An 18,423-nucleotide genomic window follows, 5' to 3' on the forward strand; every position below is an offset into this window, starting at 1 on the left:
TAAAAAACGGCGGACCTTTTGTTCACCGTTTTTTTGCTGCTTTATACGGGCGTTTTTTCACGCTCCACTTTTTCTGCCATATTCCCGTCCGTATCCCACTTCAACGCCCGGTAGACAGCGTCGTGGTAAAATACAAACCAGGCATTGTCTCGGATCGCCTCTTCAATCCATTTCTGTTTTTGAAAAATGGAGGTCATAGGGTAATCATCATAAGCCATCACCCAAAGCGGGTTGCGGTGCGCATGCGTCGGCAAAAGATCTGCCATATGGATCCATTTTTCGCCGCCGGACTCCGCCATGACAATCGCATGCCCGTCACTGTGCCCGCCTGTATGTACCATCCGGACTTTGCCTTCAATAGTAACTTCTTCTTTAAACGTTTGTACCTGATGCTGGATCGCTTCCCAGTTTTCCTTCCAATACGTGCTTTTTGAACGGATATTCGGGTGGCGCATTTCGTCCCATTCCGTTTCAGATACATAGATGGACGCATTTGGAAATGAAGGGACATATCCCTTTGTATCATCCGGCATGGTCAGGCCGCATGCATGGTCAAAATGCAAGTGCGTCATCAGGACAATGTCGATATTCTCACGTGCCAGCCCGAATGCGCTTAATGCGCGGTCAATCTGCGACTCCTCTGTGACGCCGTAATTCCGCTTCTGCTTGTCTGTCAGTTTTCCGTTCCCAATGCCGGACTCAATGAGGATGTTTTTCCCGTTCAGCTGAAAAAATATCGGGTCTGTCCGAAGTTCGATCTGGTTTTTTTCATTGTATGGATATTTCCGCGACCAAAGCGGTTTCGGGACAACGCCGAACATTGCCCCGCCGTCCAGATGCGTGACGCCGCCATCGAGCCAGTAAAGGGTGATTTCACCGACTGTTAAATGTTCCATTCTTTTCCCTCCTGTAATCGATTTCATTTAAAATGATTCGCCGCCATTTCCCATTTTCCTGCCTGTGCCGCGACGAAAAAAGGCAATCCTCCCTGCTCGCTTTGCCCTTGTGGTTTTTCCCAGCCAGTTCCGTAATGCCAAAAACTGAAAATGCTGTTGCGTTTTCCCAGCCTGTTCCTCGTGCAAAAAATTGAAAATAACGTTGCTTTTTCCCCTGCCGCGATGCAAAAAAAGCGCCCGGCGCACTGCCATTATCCTTGCAGTGCGCCGGGCGCGTTGCGGTATTTTGCCTCACAGCGGTAAATGCGCTGCCCTTGTGCGGAAAACTTTTCTTCATATTCCGTCATGACATTGCCGGAAAAATCACTGCGATGCAAATCAAGGCTGATATTTTTTAACAGCAGGCCATATTCAGAAAAACTTTGCAGCGAGTATTCGAACAGGCCCTGGTTGTCGGTTTTTAAATGAATTTCCCCGCCGTCCGCCAAAATGTCTTCATACAACTGCAAAAAAGTGCGGTATGTGAGCCGCCGTTTTTCATGGCGTTTTTTCGGCCACGGGTCGGAAAAATTCAAATAAATCCGTTCGACATCGCCTTTTGCAAAAAATTCCCGCAACCGTGCACCGTCTGCATTCAACAGTTTTACATTCGGGCTGTTCTTTTCAATCAGCTTATCGAGCGCAGACACGATCACGCTCGGCTGTTTTTCGATCCCGAGAAAATTGATTTCGGGATGCTGTTCCGCCATTTCGGAAATGAACCGGCCTTTCCCTGTTCCGATTTCAATATGGAGCGGGTTGCCGTTTCCAAACAGCGCTTGCCAATGGCCGCGCCATTTTTCCGGGTCCGGTACGACGAATTGCGGGTACTTCTTTAATTTTTCTTCCGCCCACGGCTTATTCCGTAATCTCATAAAAACACCCCAACTTATATTTTTTGGCAAAAGCCAGGCCTGCCTGCATAAAAAAAGAGGCAGGTTAAACAATAGAGTATGTATGGAGGCACCGGCGCAAGACCTTCATGCACATGTCAACAGCTGCATATCTCAAGTGAAGGATGTGTTCCACTTGGCACTCAGCCATCGCGACCAGTTAACCTTATTGACGGATATTTTGTACGATCATCAAACAGACTGCTGCGGATCTGTTTCAGAATGTGAACAATTGGAAAGGCTGGTCAAATCATTGCTCGTCAATCCGGCTGTCGCAAATGATATAAAACAAACGCTGACAGATGTTTACAGCTACAGCCAGGCGGGAAAATATGCACAGCATTTGGACGACCATATTGAAGCCCACCAAAACAAGCTTGAGGAATGGGTTTACCAGCTGAACACCTATTTTTAAAGAATGAAGAGCGGCAAAAAGAAGAGAAACCATCACCCGGTTTCTCTTCTTTTTCATTCGAAACCGGAAACACAAGGCACTCTTTTTTCGAAAGCAATAAGCCCGCAGCCAGCGTTCTCTAAAGCCCCTGTAAAAGCAGTCCCGGGCAAACGCGGATGAGCCTTCTCTTATTTTTTCACGCCGCCATGCACACTCTGCAAAAAATCAAGCCAGTGCTGCATTTCTTCGTACCGGCCTTTTTCTTTATGCCAGCAAATCATTACGATCGCCTGGTAAATGGTGTGCCATTTCATCCGGAGCGAAAGACTCGCGGTCATTTCCGTGCCGTATTGGCGCAGCCACCTTCCCCAATTTTCGGGCGGAATGTAAGCGTACAGAAGCATGCCGATGTCCATTGCCGGATCGCCGATCAGCGGGCCGTCCCAATCGATCAGAAACAATTCATTTTCGTTTGATAAAAGCCAGTTATTATGATTGATATCGCCATGGCAGACGACACAATCCCCGTATGCAACGTTCGGCTGTTCGCGTTCGAGAAATTCAAGGGCATCCAAAACACCCGGTGCATCGGGCCATTCCCCTTTTGCGCCGGATTTGAGATCATGCAACATGTTTTCGGGCTCCATCGATTCCAGCCCGAGCCTTTGCAGCATCGTTAAAAGCGGTTTTGAGTCGTGAATTTTTTTCAGCATCCTAGCAACGCGTTCTTCTTCCATTTCATAAGGCTTTAGTTCCCTGCCCTCCACCCACTGCTGGGCAGTGATGGTGTCGCCGTTTTCAAGCCTTTTCGTCCAGACAAGCTTCGGGACAATGCCTTCAGCGGATAACACGGCCAGAAACGGCGATGAATTCCGTTTTAAAAAGAGGGATTGTTCCTGGTATTTGGCATAGAAGGCTTCTCCTGTCGCCCCCCCTGCCGGCATGATCTCCCAGCCTTTTCCTAATATATCTTCCAACATGTTCACCTTCAAATTCAGTAAGTCAACCTCACATCGATGAAAAAACAGCGATATAAAATGGACGAAACTTTGCGTCCCTGTTATAAAGCCGGGAAAAGCAGGATTTGTAAAAAAGTAAAAAATGCCATTCCATTTTACACAAAATATTGGCGCGGATTTTTCATGTTTGTTGAAAAATCCGCAGCTGCCGGTTTTTCAACGCGGCAAACGGAGACAAAAACAAAAAAAGACAGCTATTGGCAAGTATCATTCACAATAGCCACCTTTCAGTAAATTTTATCGCTCTTTGACTTTTTTCGTCAAGCGCAATTTTGGTTTGGCACGGGCCCGGGTTTCCCGAAAGTGTTGAAATGCCGGTAAGGCGGCTTTTTGTATGCCAATAATTTTCCAATGCTGCAGAACAAATTTTTACAAGGGACAACCCGCTTTATTCCCCGCCCCCGCCACGGGCAGCCCCGCTGTTTCCGGAACTTGTATTTGTATCCAGGCATTCGTTAAGCAGCACTTGCGCCGCCTTCAGCTGCATATATTTAAACGGCGAGCGCAAATTCCGCTGATGCCGGAACCATTCGGCATGCGGGCGTTTGTCAAGAATATGGAGGCCGTCCGGCGCATCCGGCCATTGGATAAACCCGTTCCGGCAAATGAGCGCCCTTTCGACCGGAAACGTGATATCATGCCGTTTCAGGATGCTGCGCACGACTTTTTCCGTCCGCGCGAGGGCAATGGCCGGATTTAAAATCTTTTCTTCGTTCCCGGCTGTCCGCTTCTTCCAGAAACGGCCGTTCGAACCGAAAAAGACGGCATCCTTTTCTTTTTCCACAAAGGCAATACACCATACCGCCATTGGCGAAATCAAAAGATGTTCCATTTCCAAGACGGCTTTTTTGAAGGAAAGAACTGGCCGGTACATCAATAAAAATGTATCCGGAAATCTTTGCAAAAAATATTTTAAATCCGAGTCAAAATAAAGGACAGCCGGGATTTCGGACTGTTGCAGCAAAGTGGAACTGGCCCATTTCAGCTGGAAACGGAACAGCTGGTCGAGAAATAATTTTTTTAACTGGTCTTCCGTCTCCGGCAAAAAGGCAAGCTGCGGGGCAAAATCCAATTCCCCGGGAGGCGCGGGGGAAACCGGCGCGGCTTGCTCCTCTATTTCAGCCGTATCTTTTCTTTTTAACCATTGTTTCATGCGGGAAAGGACCTGGCGCGATTCTTCCGGCGCAGGCGCTTCCTCTTCTTCCTCCGGCCCGTTTTCCCAGTTTTCCCGGAATTTTTCCCACTGTTGTTTTTTCAGCCGGATAAACTGGTTGGTGTAACGGATTAAGTCTGTTTCATAACGTGATACAAAGTCTTGCATTTTTAATAACTGTCCCATTTTCCTTTTCCCTTACTTCAAATTCTGTGCATCAGCCAGCCTGAAAGACTGCACGATTTCGTATTTTGGCGTTTTATGGAGATTCGTCCGGTAGAGCACGATCCGGTCTGCCGAAAAAGGCACCGGTTCAGGCAAATACCTGTCCAGCATGCCGGCAGCAAAAGGCCTGTCGCCGCCCCATTTCCGCGCCAGCGTAATATGCGGGTGAAACGGTCTTCGATCAAGTGAAAATCCTGCTTCAAGGCAACAGCCGGCCACCATTCTTTCGAGATCAAAAAGCGGCTGCGATTCCTGTATGACTGCCCAGAGCACGCGCGGTTCGTCTTTTTTTCCAAAAGTGCCGAAGTGGTCGAACACAAGCGGCAGCATGCGGAATGTGCCGATTTTATCTGCAATCAGCCGGTTCGCTTTTTCCAATTGCGCCTCTTCTGCCGCTCCCAAAAAAGCAAGGGTAATATGGGCATCATCGCGGTGCACCCATCGCTGGAACGGCAGGCTGCTTTTCATGCCGGCAGTTGCCTGCTGCAATTTTTGTTTGAGCGCTTCCGGCAGCATGACGGCATAAAAATAATGGTTTGCCATCGCTTTTTTCGCCCCTGTCCATCATGGTTTTGTGTTTATTTTAACAAAAACCGCCCTGCTGGTATACTGTGCAAAGCTTGGTTTCTGCCATTTTCCATGTTTTTATTTTTCAAAATCGGGTATATAAATATGTTAAGGGGGGGAGCTGGAGTGAAGATTGGCGACCATGTCATGTACAAAGGAGAGAATTGTGAAATCGTATTCATTTACAAAAGCGGGTATTGTGAACTGAAAAAGCCGTTTCTTCATCAGATTGTGCTTGCCCGCATGTCGGAGCTTGAACCGGCAGGAGAAGAAGAGGCCAGGCTCCAAAAATAGCAGGGGCTTCCTTTAACCGTTTCTCCGGCTAAAGGAATGCCCCTTCTTTTAGTTTTGCGCCCCCGGAACCGCTTGAGCCGAAAGGGCATGAATCTCCCTATCAAAAGCATGCTGCAGTTTTAACGTTACCGTGCCCGGTGTTCCGCCTGCAACGGGTTTACCGTCAATGTCCACAACCGGCATCACTTCGGATGTCGTGCTTGTAATCAGGACTTCATCCGCCGTGCACAAATCCTCTACCGTAAATGGCTCTTCACGGAAAGGAATGCCTTCTTTCCCGCAAATGCCAAAGACCACTTGTCTTGTAATTCCGTTTAAAATGAGGTTCGTTGCCGGGTGTGTCAATAGCACGCCGTCTTTCACAATAAATACATTCGACGATGAACCTTCTGTCACTGTTTCGCCGCGGTGCTGGATTGCCTCATAAGCGCCATTTTCCGCAGCTTTTTGTTTGGCGAGCACATTGCCGAGCAGGTTCAGGCTTTTGATGTCGCAGCGCAGCCAGCGGATGTCTTCCGCAAGCACCGCTTTTATGCCTTTTCTCATTTTTTCCAGCGGCCGTTCCACTTCACTCGTGTATGCAACAAACGTCGTTTCGCTTGTTTCCGGAAAATGGTGTTTCCGTTTTGCGACGCCGCGCGTAAATTGCAAATAGACAATCCCTGTATGGAGCTGGTTTGCCGCAACCAGTGCTTCCAATTGCGCCGTCAGCTGCTCCATTGTATACGGAATGTGGAGCGAAAGTTTTTCCGCGCTTGAATAGAGCCGTTTTAAATGCATTTCGCTTGTAAACAGCCTGCCCCCGTATACGCGGACCACTTCGTAAATGCCATCCCCGAACTGATAACCGCGGTCTTCAATATCAACACTTGCTTCTCCCCTGTCGACCAGGGTGCCGTTTAAAATCAGTTTCTCCATGATGCAACCCCTTTGCCTTTCTTCATTTTATTGCGGCTTTCCCGACCATTTCTGTGCTTGCTTGCATCCCGCCGGCATTGACGCTCACAGCTGAAGTCACGCGTGCTTCCCGGCCAGTTCATAAATGGACTGTGCATAAATCGCCGTTGCTTTGAGCAAATCTTCCACATACATGTACTCATCTTTTTGGTGCATGACATCTTCGCGTCCCGGGAAAAGTGCCCCAAATGCCACACCTTTTTTAAGGGTACGTGCATATGTACCACCGCCGATTGCCAATAGCTTCGCTTCCTCTCCGGTCTGCTCCTCGTACACTTTCGCAAGCGTCGTAATCAGCGGGTCATTTTTGTCAACATAATGCGGTTTCTGATCGGAAAAATGATCGAAACGCAAGCCGTCTTTTTTTAATTTCGACACAATTTTTGTTTTTCCTGCTTCAAGATCGAAAGTAACGGGATAACGCATATTTAATCCTATGCGGCCGCCTTTTTCCTGATGATAGGACATGATCCCGATATTGATCGTCAATTCCCCGGAAACTTCATCTTTGTACCCGATGCCGAAATATTCACCGCGTGAACGGCCGAAGAACTGGTTGAGCGTTTTGATGAATTTTGCCCCGGCACGGTCAAGCGCCACACTGTTTAAAAATTTTGCCAGATAAAGCCCCGCGCTTTTTCCGTTTTCCGGTTCCGCGCCATGGGCCGAAACGCCTTCCAGCTTTAAAATCAAAACGCCGCCGTCCACGAAATCCTGCCCGGCAAGCCCGGTTTCCTTCTGATAATCCTGGAATTTTTGCAAAAGTTCCGTCTGCTCGCCGTGCGCGACAAGGCGTGCCTCCGCATAGTCCGGCACCATATTGTAGCGGCGCCCCGATTCAAAAGAAAGCAGTTCCGCCTGCTGCGGGTCTTCCGTTTTTTCCGGATCCTGGATAATGTCAAAATCGGCAATCCCTTTTTCCGCATAAATGATCGGGAAGTCGGCATCCGGCGAAAACCCGATGGCCGGCATTTCCTCGTTTGCAAAATAGGCGTCCATGCATCTCCAGTTGCTTTCTTCATCTGTCCCGACAATGAGGCGCACCCTTTTTTCAAGTGGCACCCCGAGTTCTTTTACAATTTTCATGCCGTAATAAGCCGCCATTGTCGGGCCTTTGTCGTCGCTTGAGCCGCGCGCATAAATTTTCCCGTCTTTGACTGTGCCGCTGTACGGGTCAACTGTCCAGCCGTCCCCCTCCGGCACTACATCGACATGCCCGAGGATCCCGAGAATGTCTTCTCCTTCCCCCATTTCAAGGTGGCCGGCGAGATTTTGCACATTTTTCGTTTTGAACCCGTCTTTTTCACCGAGATCGAGCATATATTGGAGCGCCTCCCTGACGCCTTGCCCGAGTGGTGCTTCTTCCGTTGCATTCGCTTCATCGAGAACGCTCCTGATCTGCAAAATCCCTTTCAGATCGCGGATCAAATCCTCTTTCCTTTTTAATACTTCTTCCATCCAGTGGATATCGGCCATTTTTGTCGCTCCTTTATGTTGTCATTCGTTCTTTATTTTACTTCTTTTTCCATTGATTACAAAATGAATTGATATCTTTTGCGGGCGGGGGATGAAAGACAAAACTTTGGCCGGCAAACGGCATTTTGTCCTTCATCGGAGGGATGAAGGACAAAACGTGGTGCCGGAACCGTCGAAATGTCCTTCATAACCGCGATGAAAGACAAAACGTGGTGCCTGGACTGCCGAAACGTCCTTCATTGGCGTGGTAAAAAACAAAATACCAGCCAATCCGACCTGTCCGATTGGAACGGGCGCCCAATTAGACAAAATTGCCAGTCACTACACGCCAATTGTTCCATTAGCACGCCTAATCAGAAAAGCAAACAGCAAAATGTCTTTCATCGGGCTGGCAAAGGCCATACCTTTAGCCGGATTACAGCAACCCAGGGAAAAGGGTGGTGAGAAGAAAGCGCTATCATTAGTGGTTATAAACTTAGCAGACACAACATATGGTGTAAACAAGAGCTGATATATTTGTCAATTCAGGCAAAAAGATGTACAATATAATTGACTGACATCTTAGAAAAAATTTTAGAAAAAGGAGTTGTCCGAACGGCACGCATATTCCTGTAAGCTAAACACATGTTGTAAAGCTGTTTGTCGTCTTTGTCTTTGGAAAAAAGATGAGGGAGTGGTATTTTGAAACCATCAACAGACCGTATGCTTACTCGTATTAAGTCGATTTATATGTTTATTAAAGAGAAAGGGACTGTGACAACCCAGGAACTGGTAGATGAGTTCGGCATCACTCCTCGCACCATTCAAAGAGATTTGAATGTGCTGGCATACAACGACTTGGTCAAAAGCACACACAGGGGGATTTGGACAACAACCAGCAAAAAAGTTAAGATGTCATCTTAGAGAAAGAAACAAATTGTTTTTTTGGAAAGCGGCAGCGGAGACATGCAGTGCCGCTTTTAGCATGTTTAAGAGCCTTTTATCCCCGCCATTTTCTTTTACCACAACGCCATCTCACAAGTTAAATGCGCCTCACCCTTATATCCGTTTTGCCTTCCCTGCACCAACTTTTTACCCAAATATGAAATCCTGCCTCCATCTATTAAACCCTGACACCGGGCACCTATCCGCTAAAGTGGGATTCAGCTTTTACTCCCGCTTGAAAACCCGCCTCCACGCATTAAACCCTGACACCGGAAACCTATCCGCTAAAGAGGGGGCAGCTTTTTACTCCCGTTTGTAGCCCACGGCTAAACGGTTGAACAACCGAAAACGCCAGGAAGTCCAGCTTTTTACCGCAGCTTGCAATCCCGCTGTCACGATAAAACAGCCAGATACACAACTTTATCCCGCGTCTTGCCCGCAAGCCAGCTTCCTGCCGCACACACCCCGTTTCCTTACCGCATATGCAACCTGGCCTTCACGCGTTGAATCCTTACGCCGAACAGCTTGTCCGCAAGTTTCGATTTCAGGCCAAGGTAGGCATAAACAACCGCACCGGCCGCGGCGCAAATCGTGACAATCAGCAATGCCTGCCACCTTGAAGAAGGCGAAAGCACAAGCGTGAGCCCTTTATATACGGCACCGGTCACCGCCAGCATGACGGCATTAAAAATCAGAATCAAGATCGTGCGCCGGATCACTGCCCGATACGGATAGGCTGCGAAAAGTTTGATCACAATAAAGCTGATCAGAATCGACGCTGTATAACCGATTGCCGTGGCGTAGACTGCGCCGAGAATCCCAAACATTTTGATCAGCGGGATATTCAGGCTTAATTTTAACAAAAGCCCGACGAGCAAGCTTAAAATCGTCCAGCGCTGCTCATTGATCCCCTGCATGATCGCCGCCGTCACGGAATAAAGCGAGAACAAAATAGCAACCGGCGCATAATGCATCAGCACGCTGACCGAGACGGCGTTATCCGTATTATAAAAAATCGCAAAAATAGGCTTGGCCAAAAGCGACATCCCAAGCGCAGCCGGCACCGTAATAAAAAGCAGCACCTGCAATGTCTGGTCAACAGATCGGACGAGCATATCGCGCTCCCTTTTTGCGAAAGCTTCCGTAATCATCGGAACAAGCGTCATGGAAAAGGCGGTCGCAAGGGAGACCGGAATGATGACAAGCTTGTGCGACTGGAAATTCAACATCCCGAGCTGCGTCTGCCACATTTTCCCGAGCCCGACCGCTTCCATACCGCGCTTCACTGTCAGCTGGTCAACCATTTGGTAAAGCGAATTGGCGATCCCGACAAATACAAACGGCAAAGCAGAAAGGATGATTTCTTTATACAGCGTGGGGATCGAAACATGCATTGTACCTTTGTCCTGTTCAAGCAGCCGGTCAAGATGCGGTTTTCGTTTGAACCAGTACCAAATGAGCACAAACAGGCTCGCCATCCCGCCGACAAAAGCCGCAAATGTTGCCGCGCTGATGGCGGACACGATGCTGCCGTGAAGGATATGCAAAATCACGTAAGCACCGATCAGCATAAATAAAATCCGGACAACCTGCTCCACAACCTGGGAAACAGCAGAAGGCCCCATTGACTGGTGCCCCTGGAAAAAACCGCGAATCAGGCTCATCACCGGAATAATGATCAGCGCAAAACTGACCGCCCGGATCACCACCGTCACATCGGCTTTTGAGAAAACCTGCGCTTCCTGCTTGCCGGCCATCGCCAAATCCGTAAAATACGGGGCAAAAACATACATCACAAGAAAGCCGGCAATACCGGTCACAATCATTAAATACATGCTCGACCTGAACAGCTTCCGGCTGACCGCATATTCTTCCAGCGCATTGTATTTTGCCACATATTTTGCGACAGCAAGCGGGACGCCTGCCGTGGAAATGCTGATAAAAATATTGTAAGGGACATATCCGAACTGATAGAGTGCCTCCGGTCCCGATCCGCCGATAATCGCATCAAACGGAATCACATAGAATACCCCGAGAATTTTCGAAATGATCGTCCCAAGTGTTAAAATAAACGTGCCGCGCAATAATTTTGAAGACATAAAATCCCTTCCCGCCCGAAATGATCTTCCGGCCGCCCCTGATGCGGACGGGCCTTTTTTCACACACTATAATGTAGTGTACCGCGAACATACCCGCTTGACAATTTTTTTATGAAGAATTTTTTTCGCGGACAGGCGGCGGGATGGATGGCAATTGGGGCTGCAGCTGCCATGGATCATATTTTACAATCGTGTGGACGAAAAAAATCCGGGCCAGGCAACCCCGCTTTATTTATGGTATAAAATCATCGCCGAAAAACAGTAAATCTGGTCGTCGTCCTCCGGCTCCACCATGGCGGCAATATTATATTTGACATCAATGAGCTGGTCTTCGCTGATTTTTTCCAAAAACGTATTCATGCTCTCCTCAAGGTCTTTCTCATGTTCACAATCAAAAAGTTTAACCTGTACCATTGTGGCCCCTCCCTGTTTTATTTATTTCTATTATCTCCAATTTCAGAACATTTTAATCAGGCGCTTCGATTTTTAAAAAATTGATTGTCCAGTAATATAACCATAAGTAAAGCAGCAATGATTTCATTTTTTCTGCCTGAAACAGCGCGCGGGATAAATATGCCAGTCCCGCCCCTGCCAAAAGTGAAAATAAAAGAACCATCTTTTTTCCCCTTTTTTGTGGTTGATAGTCCTAGTTTGCTATTTCACAAACAAATTATGAATTTCACGCATAAAAAATGGGGCTTACGGCCATTTCACCGTAAAGCCCCGTTTTCCGGAAATCCATTAGTTTGCCACAATGTTGACAAGTTTGCCCGGCACGGCAATGATCTTGCGAATCGTTTTTCCTTCCGTAAACTCTTTGATTTTTTCATCCGCAAGCGCGAGTTTTTCCATGTCATCGCGGCTCATGTTGCGGTCGATCTTCACTTTGTTACGGACTTTGCCGTTCACCTGGAGGACAATTTCCACTTCATTGTCGACGAGTTTTGAAGCATCAAAAGAAGGCCATGCTTCATATGTGATCGTGCCGCTGTGGCCGAGTTTTTCCCACAGTTCTTCGGCAATATGCGGGCAAAACGGCGACAGCAGCTTGACGAAGCCTTCCACATACGTTTTCGGTATGACTTCCGCTTTATAGGCATCGTTGATAAACACCATTAATTGCGAAATGGCCGTGTTAAAATGAAGGGCATCGATATCTTCCGTCACTTTTTTGACCGTCAGATGATACGTTTTTTCAAGTGCCGGATTGGCCTTGTCCTGGATTTTTTCTGACAGGCTGCCGTCTTCATTCACAAACAGGCGCCAGATCCTGTCAAGGAAGCGGCGGGAACCGTCAAGGCCGTTTGTCGACCATGGAATCGAAGCATCCAAAGGGCCCATGAACATTTCGTACAGCCTGAGCGTATCTGCCCCGTGCGACTCAAGAATGTCATCCGGATTGACGACATTGCCGCGCGATTTGCTCATCTTTTCATGGTTCTCGCCAAGGATCATGCCCTGGTTGAACAATCTTTGGAATGGCTCTTTCGTCGGCACAACGCCGATATCGTACAAAAATTTATGCCAGAAGCGGGCATACAGCAAGTGAAGCACCGCATGCTCAGCCCCGCCGATGTAAAGGTCAACCGGCAGCCATTTTTTCAGTTTTTCCGGATCGGCAATCGCTTTGCGGTTTTTCGGATCGATGAAACGGAGGAAGTACCAGCAGCTTCCTGCCCATTGCGGCATCGTGTTTGTTTCGCGCCGGCCTTTTTTCCCTGTTTCCGGATCCACAACATTGACCCATTCTTCAACATTTGCAAGCGGTGATTCGCCTGTTCCGCTCGGTTTGATTTCCCTCATTTTCGGAAGTATGAGCGGCAGCTCTTCTTCCGGCACGGCAGTTATGGTCCCGTCTTCCCAGTGGATGACCGGGATCGGCTCGCCCCAGTAACGCTGGCGGCTGAACAGCCAGTCACGCAGGCGGTATGTCACTTTTTTCTGCCCAATCCCTTTTTCTTCAAGCCATTCGATCATGCGTTTAATGGCTGCCTGCTTGCCCAGCCCGTTTAAAAACCCGGAATGGACGTGTTCGCCGTCGCCGGTATAGGCTTCTTTTTCAACATTGCCGCCTGCGACGACTTCTTTTATCGGCAAATTGAATTTGCGGGCAAATTCATAGTCGCGTTCGTCATGGGCCGGCACCGCCATGATTGCGCCTGTCCCGTAGCTCATTAATACATAATCGGCAATCCAGATTGGCATTTTTTCGCCGTTGGCAGGGTTCACGGCATATGCCCCTGTAAATACGCCGGTTTTTTCTTTCGCAAGGTCGGTCCGTTCGAGGTCGCTTTTTGACTGCACCTGGGCAATGTAAGCCTGGACCGCTTCGGCCTGCTCTTTCGTTTTAATTTTATTCACAAGCGGGTGTTCCGGCGCAAGCACGGCGTAGGTCGCCCCGAACAGCGTATCCGGGCGGGTCGTGAAGACGGTGAACGTTTCATTTGTGCCTTCAACCTGGAATGTCACTTCCGCCCCTTCCGAACGGCCGATCCAGTTGCGCTGCATATCCTTAATGCTTTCCGGCCAGTCCAGTTCCTCGAGGTCTTCAAGAAGGCGGTCCGCGTAGGCGGTAATTTTCAGCATCCACTGGCGCATCGGTTTGCGGATGACCGGATGCCCGCCGCGTTCGCTCTTGCCGTCAATGACTTCTTCGTTTGCAAGCACGGTTCCGAGCTCAGGGCACCAGTTGACCGGCACTTCATCAATATAAGCAAGCCCGTTTTTCCACAGCTGCAGAAAAATCCACTGCGTCCATTTATAATATTCCGGATCAGATGTGTTGATTTCCCTGTCCCAATCATAGGAAAACCCGAGCGCTTTGATCTGGCGGCGGAATGTATGGATATTTTGAATCGTGAAAACAGCCGGATCATTGCCGGTATCAATCGCATACTGCTCAGCCGGAAGCCCGAATGCATCCCAGCCCATCGGATGGAGCACATTATACCCTTGCATCCGTTTCGCCCGCGAGATGATGTCGGTCGCCGTATATCCTTCCGGGTGCCCGACGTGGAGGCCCGCCCCCGACGGGTACGGAAACATATCCAGGCAGTAAAATTTTGGTTTATTTTCGTCTTCACCGGCACGGAACGTTTGATGTTCTTCCCAGTAATGCTGCCATTTCTTTTCGATTTTCCGGTGGTCAAAACTCATGACAGACTCCTCCTTTTTTATGTATCGACATTGACAACAAAGCAACACAAAAAACCTCCCATCCCACGAAAAAGGGACGAGAGGGTTCTCCCGCGGTACCACCCAAATTAGTGCAAGCACTCACTTTAAGTCCTTAACGCGGAATACGGCAAATACTAAAACGGGTTCATATTTGCAACTCAAAGGCGAGTTCACGGGGTTCCCTGATTGGCTTGCACCTCCCGCCAATTCTCTTGTTTCAGTGCCGCCGTTACTGCTCCTTGTCAACGTTCTTCTATCGTTTATTCAATTTATATCCTATTTTACAGAAATTCATTCCCGGTTTCAACATTATTTTCCTGCCACCTCAGAATGCGGTTTTTTTGCGAGCGGGCGGTCATACAACAAGGCCAGTAAAAGGGAAACGGCGAGAAAGAAAATGAGCAATCCGAACAATGCCTTCATGCCGAATGCATCTGCGACAAACCCGCCTACAACAGGGCCAATCATTCTGCCGCATGTTGCGACACTGTTAATGATGCCCTGGTAAAACCCTTCCCGCCCTTTCGGCGAAAGCGTATTGGCAACTGCGGGCACAGCCGGCCAGACAAGCATTTCCCCGACCGTTAAAATGCCCATTGCCACTGCAAAACCGGGAAAATGCCCGGCAAAGGCAACGACAGCGAATGACAGCATAAAAATGGCCGTCCCAGCAACAATTTGCTGTTTTACTTCCGGCAAGAACCGCTTTAAAAACGGCAAAAGGAGCGGCTGGCCGAGCACGATGATCGCGCCGTTCAATGTCCAAAGAAAGCTGTACTTGTTCAGCGATATATGAAGCGTCTGCGTATAAGTGGAAATCGTAGCCGTCCATTGCGTGTACGCCGTCCATGCCAGGAAATAAGCAAAGCATAATATGATGAGGGATGCCACTTGCGCCCTTCCTGCACTTTTGGCAGAAACAGCGGCTGCTCCCGCATACCCAGCATGTTTTTCGGCAATATTCCGGTAGCCGAAGATGGCAATCGCCATAAAAACGAGAAAAAGTGCAAGATTCGCTGCAAAAATAAGGTCAATGGAATAAGAGGCAATCACACCGCCCAGCGCGGCACCGAGTGCAACCCCGATGTTGTTGGCGACATAGATGGCATTGAACGCTTTTCTCCCTCCGCCTTTCCAAGCCGCGCCCGCCATTGCAAGGATCGCCGGGCCGATCATGCCGGAACCGAGCCCGATTGCGCCGAGGAAAAATACATAATCCGGCCAAGCGTGGTTCCATGTCAAGCCGGCAAGCGCAACGGCGGAAATCAGGCCGCCAAGCAGCACGGAACGATAACCCCCGATTTTATCATGCAAATAGCCGCCCAAAAGACTGCCGATGACGCTTGTAAAATGATTCAGCATGAGCACGAGCCCGGCGATAAACAGCGATTTGCCGAGATGATCGTGAATATAGATTGAATTTAACGGCCACAAAAAAGAAGCGCCAGTCATATTGACAGCCATGCCAATGACGAGCAGCCACACAGTTTTTGGCAAAATGAATGCCCCCCTGCTAATGAATCGGTCAAAGGAAATTGTAGGGATTTTTCCCGGCAGTTACAAGCATTCTTGCAAAATATAAATATTATGGCAATTCCCGCCCTCTGTTTGCGCCGCCATTTGCATGGAAAGCGGGATAAGGCCCGTGCCTTATCCCGCTTTCATGAATCCGGCCGGCTTTACTTGCTGTTTTTCCCAAGTTGCCGTGCCGAAACCGTTCCCATATTCCCGTTGTTCACGCCGGATTTTGCGCAGGAGTATCTTGCCTGGCTTTTCTGTTTTGCTTATCGGCAATTTTGCTCCCGCAAGCTTCGTTTTTGCCGGCAATTACATGGTCGGTTCATGTTCCTGCAAAATCATCTCGTTTTGCAGCTGCTGAATCACAAGGCGCATACGGTGGAGGCGCTCGCGCTGCTGGGAATTGGCACTGATCGCCAGTTTGCAAAGCTCGTTATAAGCGTCTTCCAGCTCTGTTAACGGCTCCGAAAAATCATAATAGCCGTAGTTTTCCTGGCGGTTGCCTTCCGCAAATTGCTCACGTGCCGATTGAACGGCTTGCTCGCATCGGTTGATACAATTTTCGACTGCTTCCCGTGTGGCCATCACGATTCCCCCTTTATGCTTTGAAGCGTACAAGCTTCATTTGTATGATGCCCCGTGCAGAAAAATTGTTTCCCCTGCGCATTGGGAGTTTCTTCCGGACAGCAATTCCGAATCCGCCCACCTTTGCACCTGCATCCGTTCATGGTAAAATGCAAAAGAGCGCGCTGCAGAAAGACGGTTTATTACCATTTTGGCGCGCGAGCCTGCATGTCTGAAGAATAAGAACGATTTTGCCGTGTTCATTCCGGCATTCCTGTTAGAATGGAAATTTGATGTAAAACATGATTTTTAACGTGTCACTTATGCCTTTTTACGGTAAAAAAGAAACAGGCGTTCAACTTCCGCCTGTAGACCAATCAAAAAATGGAGATGTTGCAAAGATGAATATGCTTCCTGTTCTTCCATTTGCCCATTCACTGTTGGAAAAAGCCGTGAAAGAAGGCAGTTTTGCCATTGATGCCACGGCCGGGAACGGGCATGATACCGTTTTTCTCGCCAAACGGGTTGGAAAAAGCGGAAAAGTGTTTGCTTTTGATATCCAGCCGGAAGCGGTAAAACGGACAAAGGAACGCCTGGAGAAAGAAGGCCTCGTTACGCGCGCCGAACTTTTCTGCACCGGCCATGAACATGCCGGCGAATGCATCCCGGCATCGCTGCACGGCAAAATCAGCGGAGCGGTGTTCAATCTTGGCTACTTGCCGGACAGCGACAAAACGGTCATTACCCGGCCGGAGTCAACCATTGCCGCACTCGGGCAGATTTTCCCCATGCTTGAAACCGGCGGGATCATCGCAGTTGTGGTTTACCACGGGCATGAAGGCGGCGCATACGAACGTGACCGGCTCCTCGATTATGTAAAACAGCTCGACCAGAAAAAGGCGCATGTGCTCCGGTATGAATTCCTTAACCAGGCAAACCATCCGCCTTTTCTCATTGCCGTCCAAAAACGGTAACAAAGCGGACGGGTACGAATCCCTTTTTTCAATCGCGTATAAACACGGCCGGCTCCTGGTTAGCAAAAAGCCCGGACGGAAAAAATGCATGTGCTCCGGTATGAATTCTGTAACCAGGCAAACCATCCGCCCTTTCCCGTTTCCATCCGCCGGCTTATTTTACAATTGTTTTTGCCAGGCTGGCCGGGATCATGTTTTTGATGGCGCGGTACATTTTTCCGTTAACATAAAAGAATAAACTGATCGAGCCGGCAAATTTGATCATTTTCCGCGACAATTTCTGAACGTTCCGCTGCTTCCTCACCTTTTCATCTGACAAATAAACAGCCAAAAGCCCCCGGTTAATCAGCTTATGGAATTTTTCATTCGGAAGCCGGGCCGTATGTTTATCCGCCTCCTGCAAGAAATGCTTCAGCCGCTTAAACAGCTCTTCTTCTCCCGGGTAATAAAAACAAAAATTCAAATCCCCGCCTTTTTTGTCTTCGTCCTGGTCGATAAAATAATCCAGCAAAATATGCAGCCCCTGAATATAAGGAAAATACCCGTCACGGATAATTTTCGCATATTCAGGGCGGAAATCATCCCGGAGCGCATAGGAAACAAGGCAGAAAATCCCGAGGGTCGAGCCGGAACAGGCGGAAAATTCATACCATTCCATATCCGGAAAATCCGCCTTGTAGTGCAAAAACCATTCCTTTAGCCGCGGCACCCGTTCCTCTACGCGCACATGTTTATGTACCTGCAGATCCGAATAATAACGGCAAAGTTCCAGTAAATAAGGCTGAATGGCTTTATATTGGGGGATGCGGCTCAACACAACCTGGCATGTCCGCACGAGTTCATGCAAATAACCGCCGTCATCCTGGTCCTGCCTGTGCCGGTAATAATTTTTCAACGGTGCGCCGACCGTAAGCGCATCGGACATGGACTCGTGCAGCGCCCGGAAATCAACCGGGTCAAGCGATGTGCTGCGGTCGCATAAATTATCAAGATAGTCGCTGATCGTCTGGTATGCGACAATAAACCGGAAAGCCGCTGTCCGCTCTTCCATTGCCAAAAGGCCGAGAATCGACCCGCCTTCGCAGTGGAACGTTTTATGCTGAATGCTGGCGAGCGCCTGTGTCTTTAATTCATCATTGGGAATCCGGCGTGCCTTTTCCCGCCAGTAATGGAGTTCATGGTGGACAGCCGGCATCACCCGGCGGTAAACTTGCGCCATTAATGAGATCGGATAGGATGGGATTGTCACAAGCG

Annotated in this window: 18 protein-coding genes and 1 other annotated feature; of the genes, 4 read left to right on the forward strand and 14 right to left on the reverse strand. The window is 48.9% G+C overall.

Going from position 1 to position 18,423, the window contains the following annotated elements:
• Positions 1-41: 41 nt before the first annotated feature.
• Both NSU00_RS10620 and trmB read right to left on the reverse strand, forming a co-directional pair.
• Positions 42-896, reverse strand: coding sequence for a YtnP family quorum-quenching lactonase (locus NSU00_RS10620; protein ID WP_340703661.1), 855 nt, complete (start codon positions 894-896; stop codon positions 42-44).
• Positions 897-1,147: 251 nt separating this feature from the next.
• Positions 1,148-1,810, reverse strand: a complete 663-nt coding sequence (gene trmB / locus NSU00_RS10625) for a tRNA (guanosine(46)-N7)-methyltransferase TrmB (RefSeq protein WP_026104714.1) — start codon at positions 1,808-1,810, stop codon at positions 1,148-1,150.
• Between the two features lie 154 nt (positions 1,811-1,964).
• Between trmB and NSU00_RS10630 the strand changes: the two genes are divergently transcribed.
• A complete protein-coding gene (locus NSU00_RS10630) occupies positions 1,965-2,243 on the forward strand; it encodes a YtzH-like family protein (RefSeq protein ID WP_340703662.1) in 279 nt (92 codons plus the stop codon).
• A 167-nt stretch (positions 2,244-2,410) separates the two neighbouring features.
• Here NSU00_RS10630 and NSU00_RS10635 read toward each other — a convergent pair whose 3' ends face one another.
• The 3 genes from NSU00_RS10635 to thpR form a co-directional block, all read right to left on the reverse strand.
• Positions 2,411-3,202, reverse strand: coding sequence for a phosphotransferase family protein (locus NSU00_RS10635; protein WP_315958573.1), 792 nt, complete (start codon positions 3,200-3,202; stop codon positions 2,411-2,413).
• Positions 3,203-3,629: 427 nt separating this feature from the next.
• Positions 3,630-4,580 (reverse strand): NERD domain-containing protein, encoded by a 951-nt coding sequence (locus NSU00_RS10640; RefSeq protein WP_340703663.1) that lies wholly within the window; start codon positions 4,578-4,580, stop codon positions 3,630-3,632.
• A gap of 12 nt (positions 4,581-4,592) precedes the next feature.
• Positions 4,593-5,162: an RNA 2',3'-cyclic phosphodiesterase gene (thpR, locus tag NSU00_RS10645; RefSeq protein WP_340703664.1), complete on the reverse strand. Its 570-nt coding sequence runs from the start codon at positions 5,160-5,162 to the stop codon at positions 4,593-4,595.
• A 150-nt stretch (positions 5,163-5,312) separates the two neighbouring features.
• Between thpR and NSU00_RS10650 the strand changes: the two genes are divergently transcribed.
• Positions 5,313-5,480, forward strand: coding sequence for a hypothetical protein (locus tag NSU00_RS10650; RefSeq protein WP_019720672.1), 168 nt, complete (start codon positions 5,313-5,315; stop codon positions 5,478-5,480).
• Positions 5,481-5,528: 48 nt separating this feature from the next.
• Here NSU00_RS10650 and dat read toward each other — a convergent pair whose 3' ends face one another.
• Both dat and pepV read right to left on the reverse strand, forming a co-directional pair.
• Positions 5,529-6,398: a D-amino-acid transaminase gene (gene dat, locus NSU00_RS10655; protein ID WP_340703665.1), complete on the reverse strand. Its 870-nt coding sequence runs from the start codon at positions 6,396-6,398 to the stop codon at positions 5,529-5,531.
• Between the two features lie 96 nt (positions 6,399-6,494).
• Positions 6,495-7,913: a dipeptidase PepV gene (gene pepV, locus NSU00_RS10660; RefSeq protein ID WP_133536269.1), complete on the reverse strand. Its 1,419-nt coding sequence runs from the start codon at positions 7,911-7,913 to the stop codon at positions 6,495-6,497.
• Positions 7,914-8,594: 681 nt separating this feature from the next.
• On the opposite strand from pepV, the gene NSU00_RS10665 reads away from it, so the two are divergent.
• Positions 8,595-8,816, forward strand: coding sequence for a DeoR family transcriptional regulator (locus NSU00_RS10665; RefSeq protein WP_017552518.1), 222 nt, complete (start codon positions 8,595-8,597; stop codon positions 8,814-8,816).
• Positions 8,817-9,310: 494 nt separating this feature from the next.
• On the opposite strand, the gene NSU00_RS10670 is transcribed toward NSU00_RS10665, so the two are convergent.
• From NSU00_RS10670 to NSU00_RS10695, 6 genes are all read right to left on the reverse strand, one after another.
• On the reverse strand, positions 9,311-10,936 hold the full coding sequence (locus NSU00_RS10670) for a putative polysaccharide biosynthesis protein (RefSeq protein ID WP_340703666.1): 1,626 nt from the start codon (positions 10,934-10,936) through the stop codon (positions 9,311-9,313).
• Positions 10,937-11,164: 228 nt separating this feature from the next.
• Positions 11,165-11,350 (reverse strand): sporulation protein Cse60, encoded by a 186-nt coding sequence (locus tag NSU00_RS10675; protein WP_013860005.1) that lies wholly within the window; start codon positions 11,348-11,350, stop codon positions 11,165-11,167.
• 52 nt (positions 11,351-11,402) lie between these two features.
• Complete coding sequence (locus NSU00_RS10680; RefSeq protein ID WP_019720669.1) at positions 11,403-11,552, reverse strand: hypothetical protein; 150 nt, start codon at positions 11,550-11,552, stop codon at positions 11,403-11,405.
• Between the two features lie 125 nt (positions 11,553-11,677).
• Entirely contained in the window at positions 11,678-14,092 is a 2,415-nt protein-coding gene (leuS, locus tag NSU00_RS10685) for a leucine--tRNA ligase (RefSeq protein WP_340703667.1), read from the reverse strand.
• 69 nt (positions 14,093-14,161) lie between these two features.
• Positions 14,162-14,368: a binding site (T-box leader), on the reverse strand.
• Between the two features lie 54 nt (positions 14,369-14,422).
• Positions 14,423-15,610, reverse strand: coding sequence for an MDR family MFS transporter (locus NSU00_RS10690; protein WP_013860009.1), 1,188 nt, complete (start codon positions 15,608-15,610; stop codon positions 14,423-14,425).
• 330 nt (positions 15,611-15,940) lie between these two features.
• On the reverse strand, positions 15,941-16,216 hold the full coding sequence (locus tag NSU00_RS10695; RefSeq protein WP_013860011.1) for a YtzC family protein: 276 nt from the start codon (positions 16,214-16,216) through the stop codon (positions 15,941-15,943).
• A gap of 380 nt (positions 16,217-16,596) precedes the next feature.
• Between NSU00_RS10695 and NSU00_RS10700 the strand changes: the two genes are divergently transcribed.
• Positions 16,597-17,169 carry a class I SAM-dependent methyltransferase gene (locus NSU00_RS10700; RefSeq protein WP_061567104.1) on the forward strand — a complete coding sequence of 191 codons (573 nt, stop codon included), beginning with the start codon at positions 16,597-16,599 and terminating at the stop codon, positions 17,167-17,169.
• Positions 17,170-17,323: 154 nt separating this feature from the next.
• Here NSU00_RS10700 and NSU00_RS10705 read toward each other — a convergent pair whose 3' ends face one another.
• Positions 17,324-18,418 (reverse strand): tetraprenyl-beta-curcumene synthase family protein, encoded by a 1,095-nt coding sequence (locus NSU00_RS10705; RefSeq protein ID WP_340703668.1) that lies wholly within the window; start codon positions 18,416-18,418, stop codon positions 17,324-17,326.
• Positions 18,419-18,423: the final 5 nt, after the last annotated feature.

It is taken from the genome of Weizmannia sp. FSL W8-0401, from assembly GCF_038009125.1.
Lineage (GTDB): Bacteria > Bacillota > Bacilli > Bacillales > Bacillaceae_C > Weizmannia > Weizmannia coagulans.

What these genes read in the sequence shown, in the direction of transcription:
- NSU00_RS10620 (WP_340703661.1), bottom strand. Translation starts at nt 896, where the DNA reads ATGGAACATTTAACAGTCGGTGAAATCACCCTTTACTGGCTCGATGGC.
- trmB (WP_026104714.1), bottom strand. Translation starts at nt 1,810, where the DNA reads ATGAGATTACGGAATAAGCCGTGGGCGGAAGAAAAATTAAAGAAGTAC.
- NSU00_RS10635 (WP_315958573.1), bottom strand. Translation starts at nt 3,202, where the DNA reads ATGTTGGAAGATATATTAGGAAAAGGCTGGGAGATCATGCCGGCAGGG.
- NSU00_RS10640 (WP_340703663.1), bottom strand. Translation starts at nt 4,580, where the DNA reads ATGGGACAGTTATTAAAAATGCAAGACTTTGTATCACGTTATGAAACA.
- thpR (WP_340703664.1), bottom strand. Translation starts at nt 5,162, where the DNA reads ATGGCAAACCATTATTTTTATGCCGTCATGCTGCCGGAAGCGCTCAAA.
- dat (WP_340703665.1), bottom strand. Translation starts at nt 6,398, where the DNA reads ATGGAGAAACTGATTTTAAACGGCACCCTGGTCGACAGGGGAGAAGCA.
- pepV (WP_133536269.1), bottom strand. Translation starts at nt 7,913, where the DNA reads ATGGCCGATATCCACTGGATGGAAGAAGTATTAAAAAGGAAAGAGGAT.
- NSU00_RS10670 (WP_340703666.1), bottom strand. Translation starts at nt 10,936, where the DNA reads ATGTCTTCAAAATTATTGCGCGGCACGTTTATTTTAACACTTGGGACG.
- NSU00_RS10675 (WP_013860005.1), bottom strand. Translation starts at nt 11,350, where the DNA reads ATGGTACAGGTTAAACTTTTTGATTGTGAACATGAGAAAGACCTTGAG.
- NSU00_RS10680 (WP_019720669.1), bottom strand. Translation starts at nt 11,552, where the DNA reads ATGGTTCTTTTATTTTCACTTTTGGCAGGGGCGGGACTGGCATATTTA.
- leuS (WP_340703667.1), bottom strand. Translation starts at nt 14,092, where the DNA reads ATGAGTTTTGACCACCGGAAAATCGAAAAGAAATGGCAGCATTACTGG.
- NSU00_RS10695 (WP_013860011.1), bottom strand. Translation starts at nt 16,216, where the DNA reads ATGGCCACACGGGAAGCAGTCGAAAATTGTATCAACCGATGCGAGCAA.
- NSU00_RS10700 (WP_061567104.1), top strand. Translation starts at nt 16,597, where the DNA reads ATGAATATGCTTCCTGTTCTTCCATTTGCCCATTCACTGTTGGAAAAA.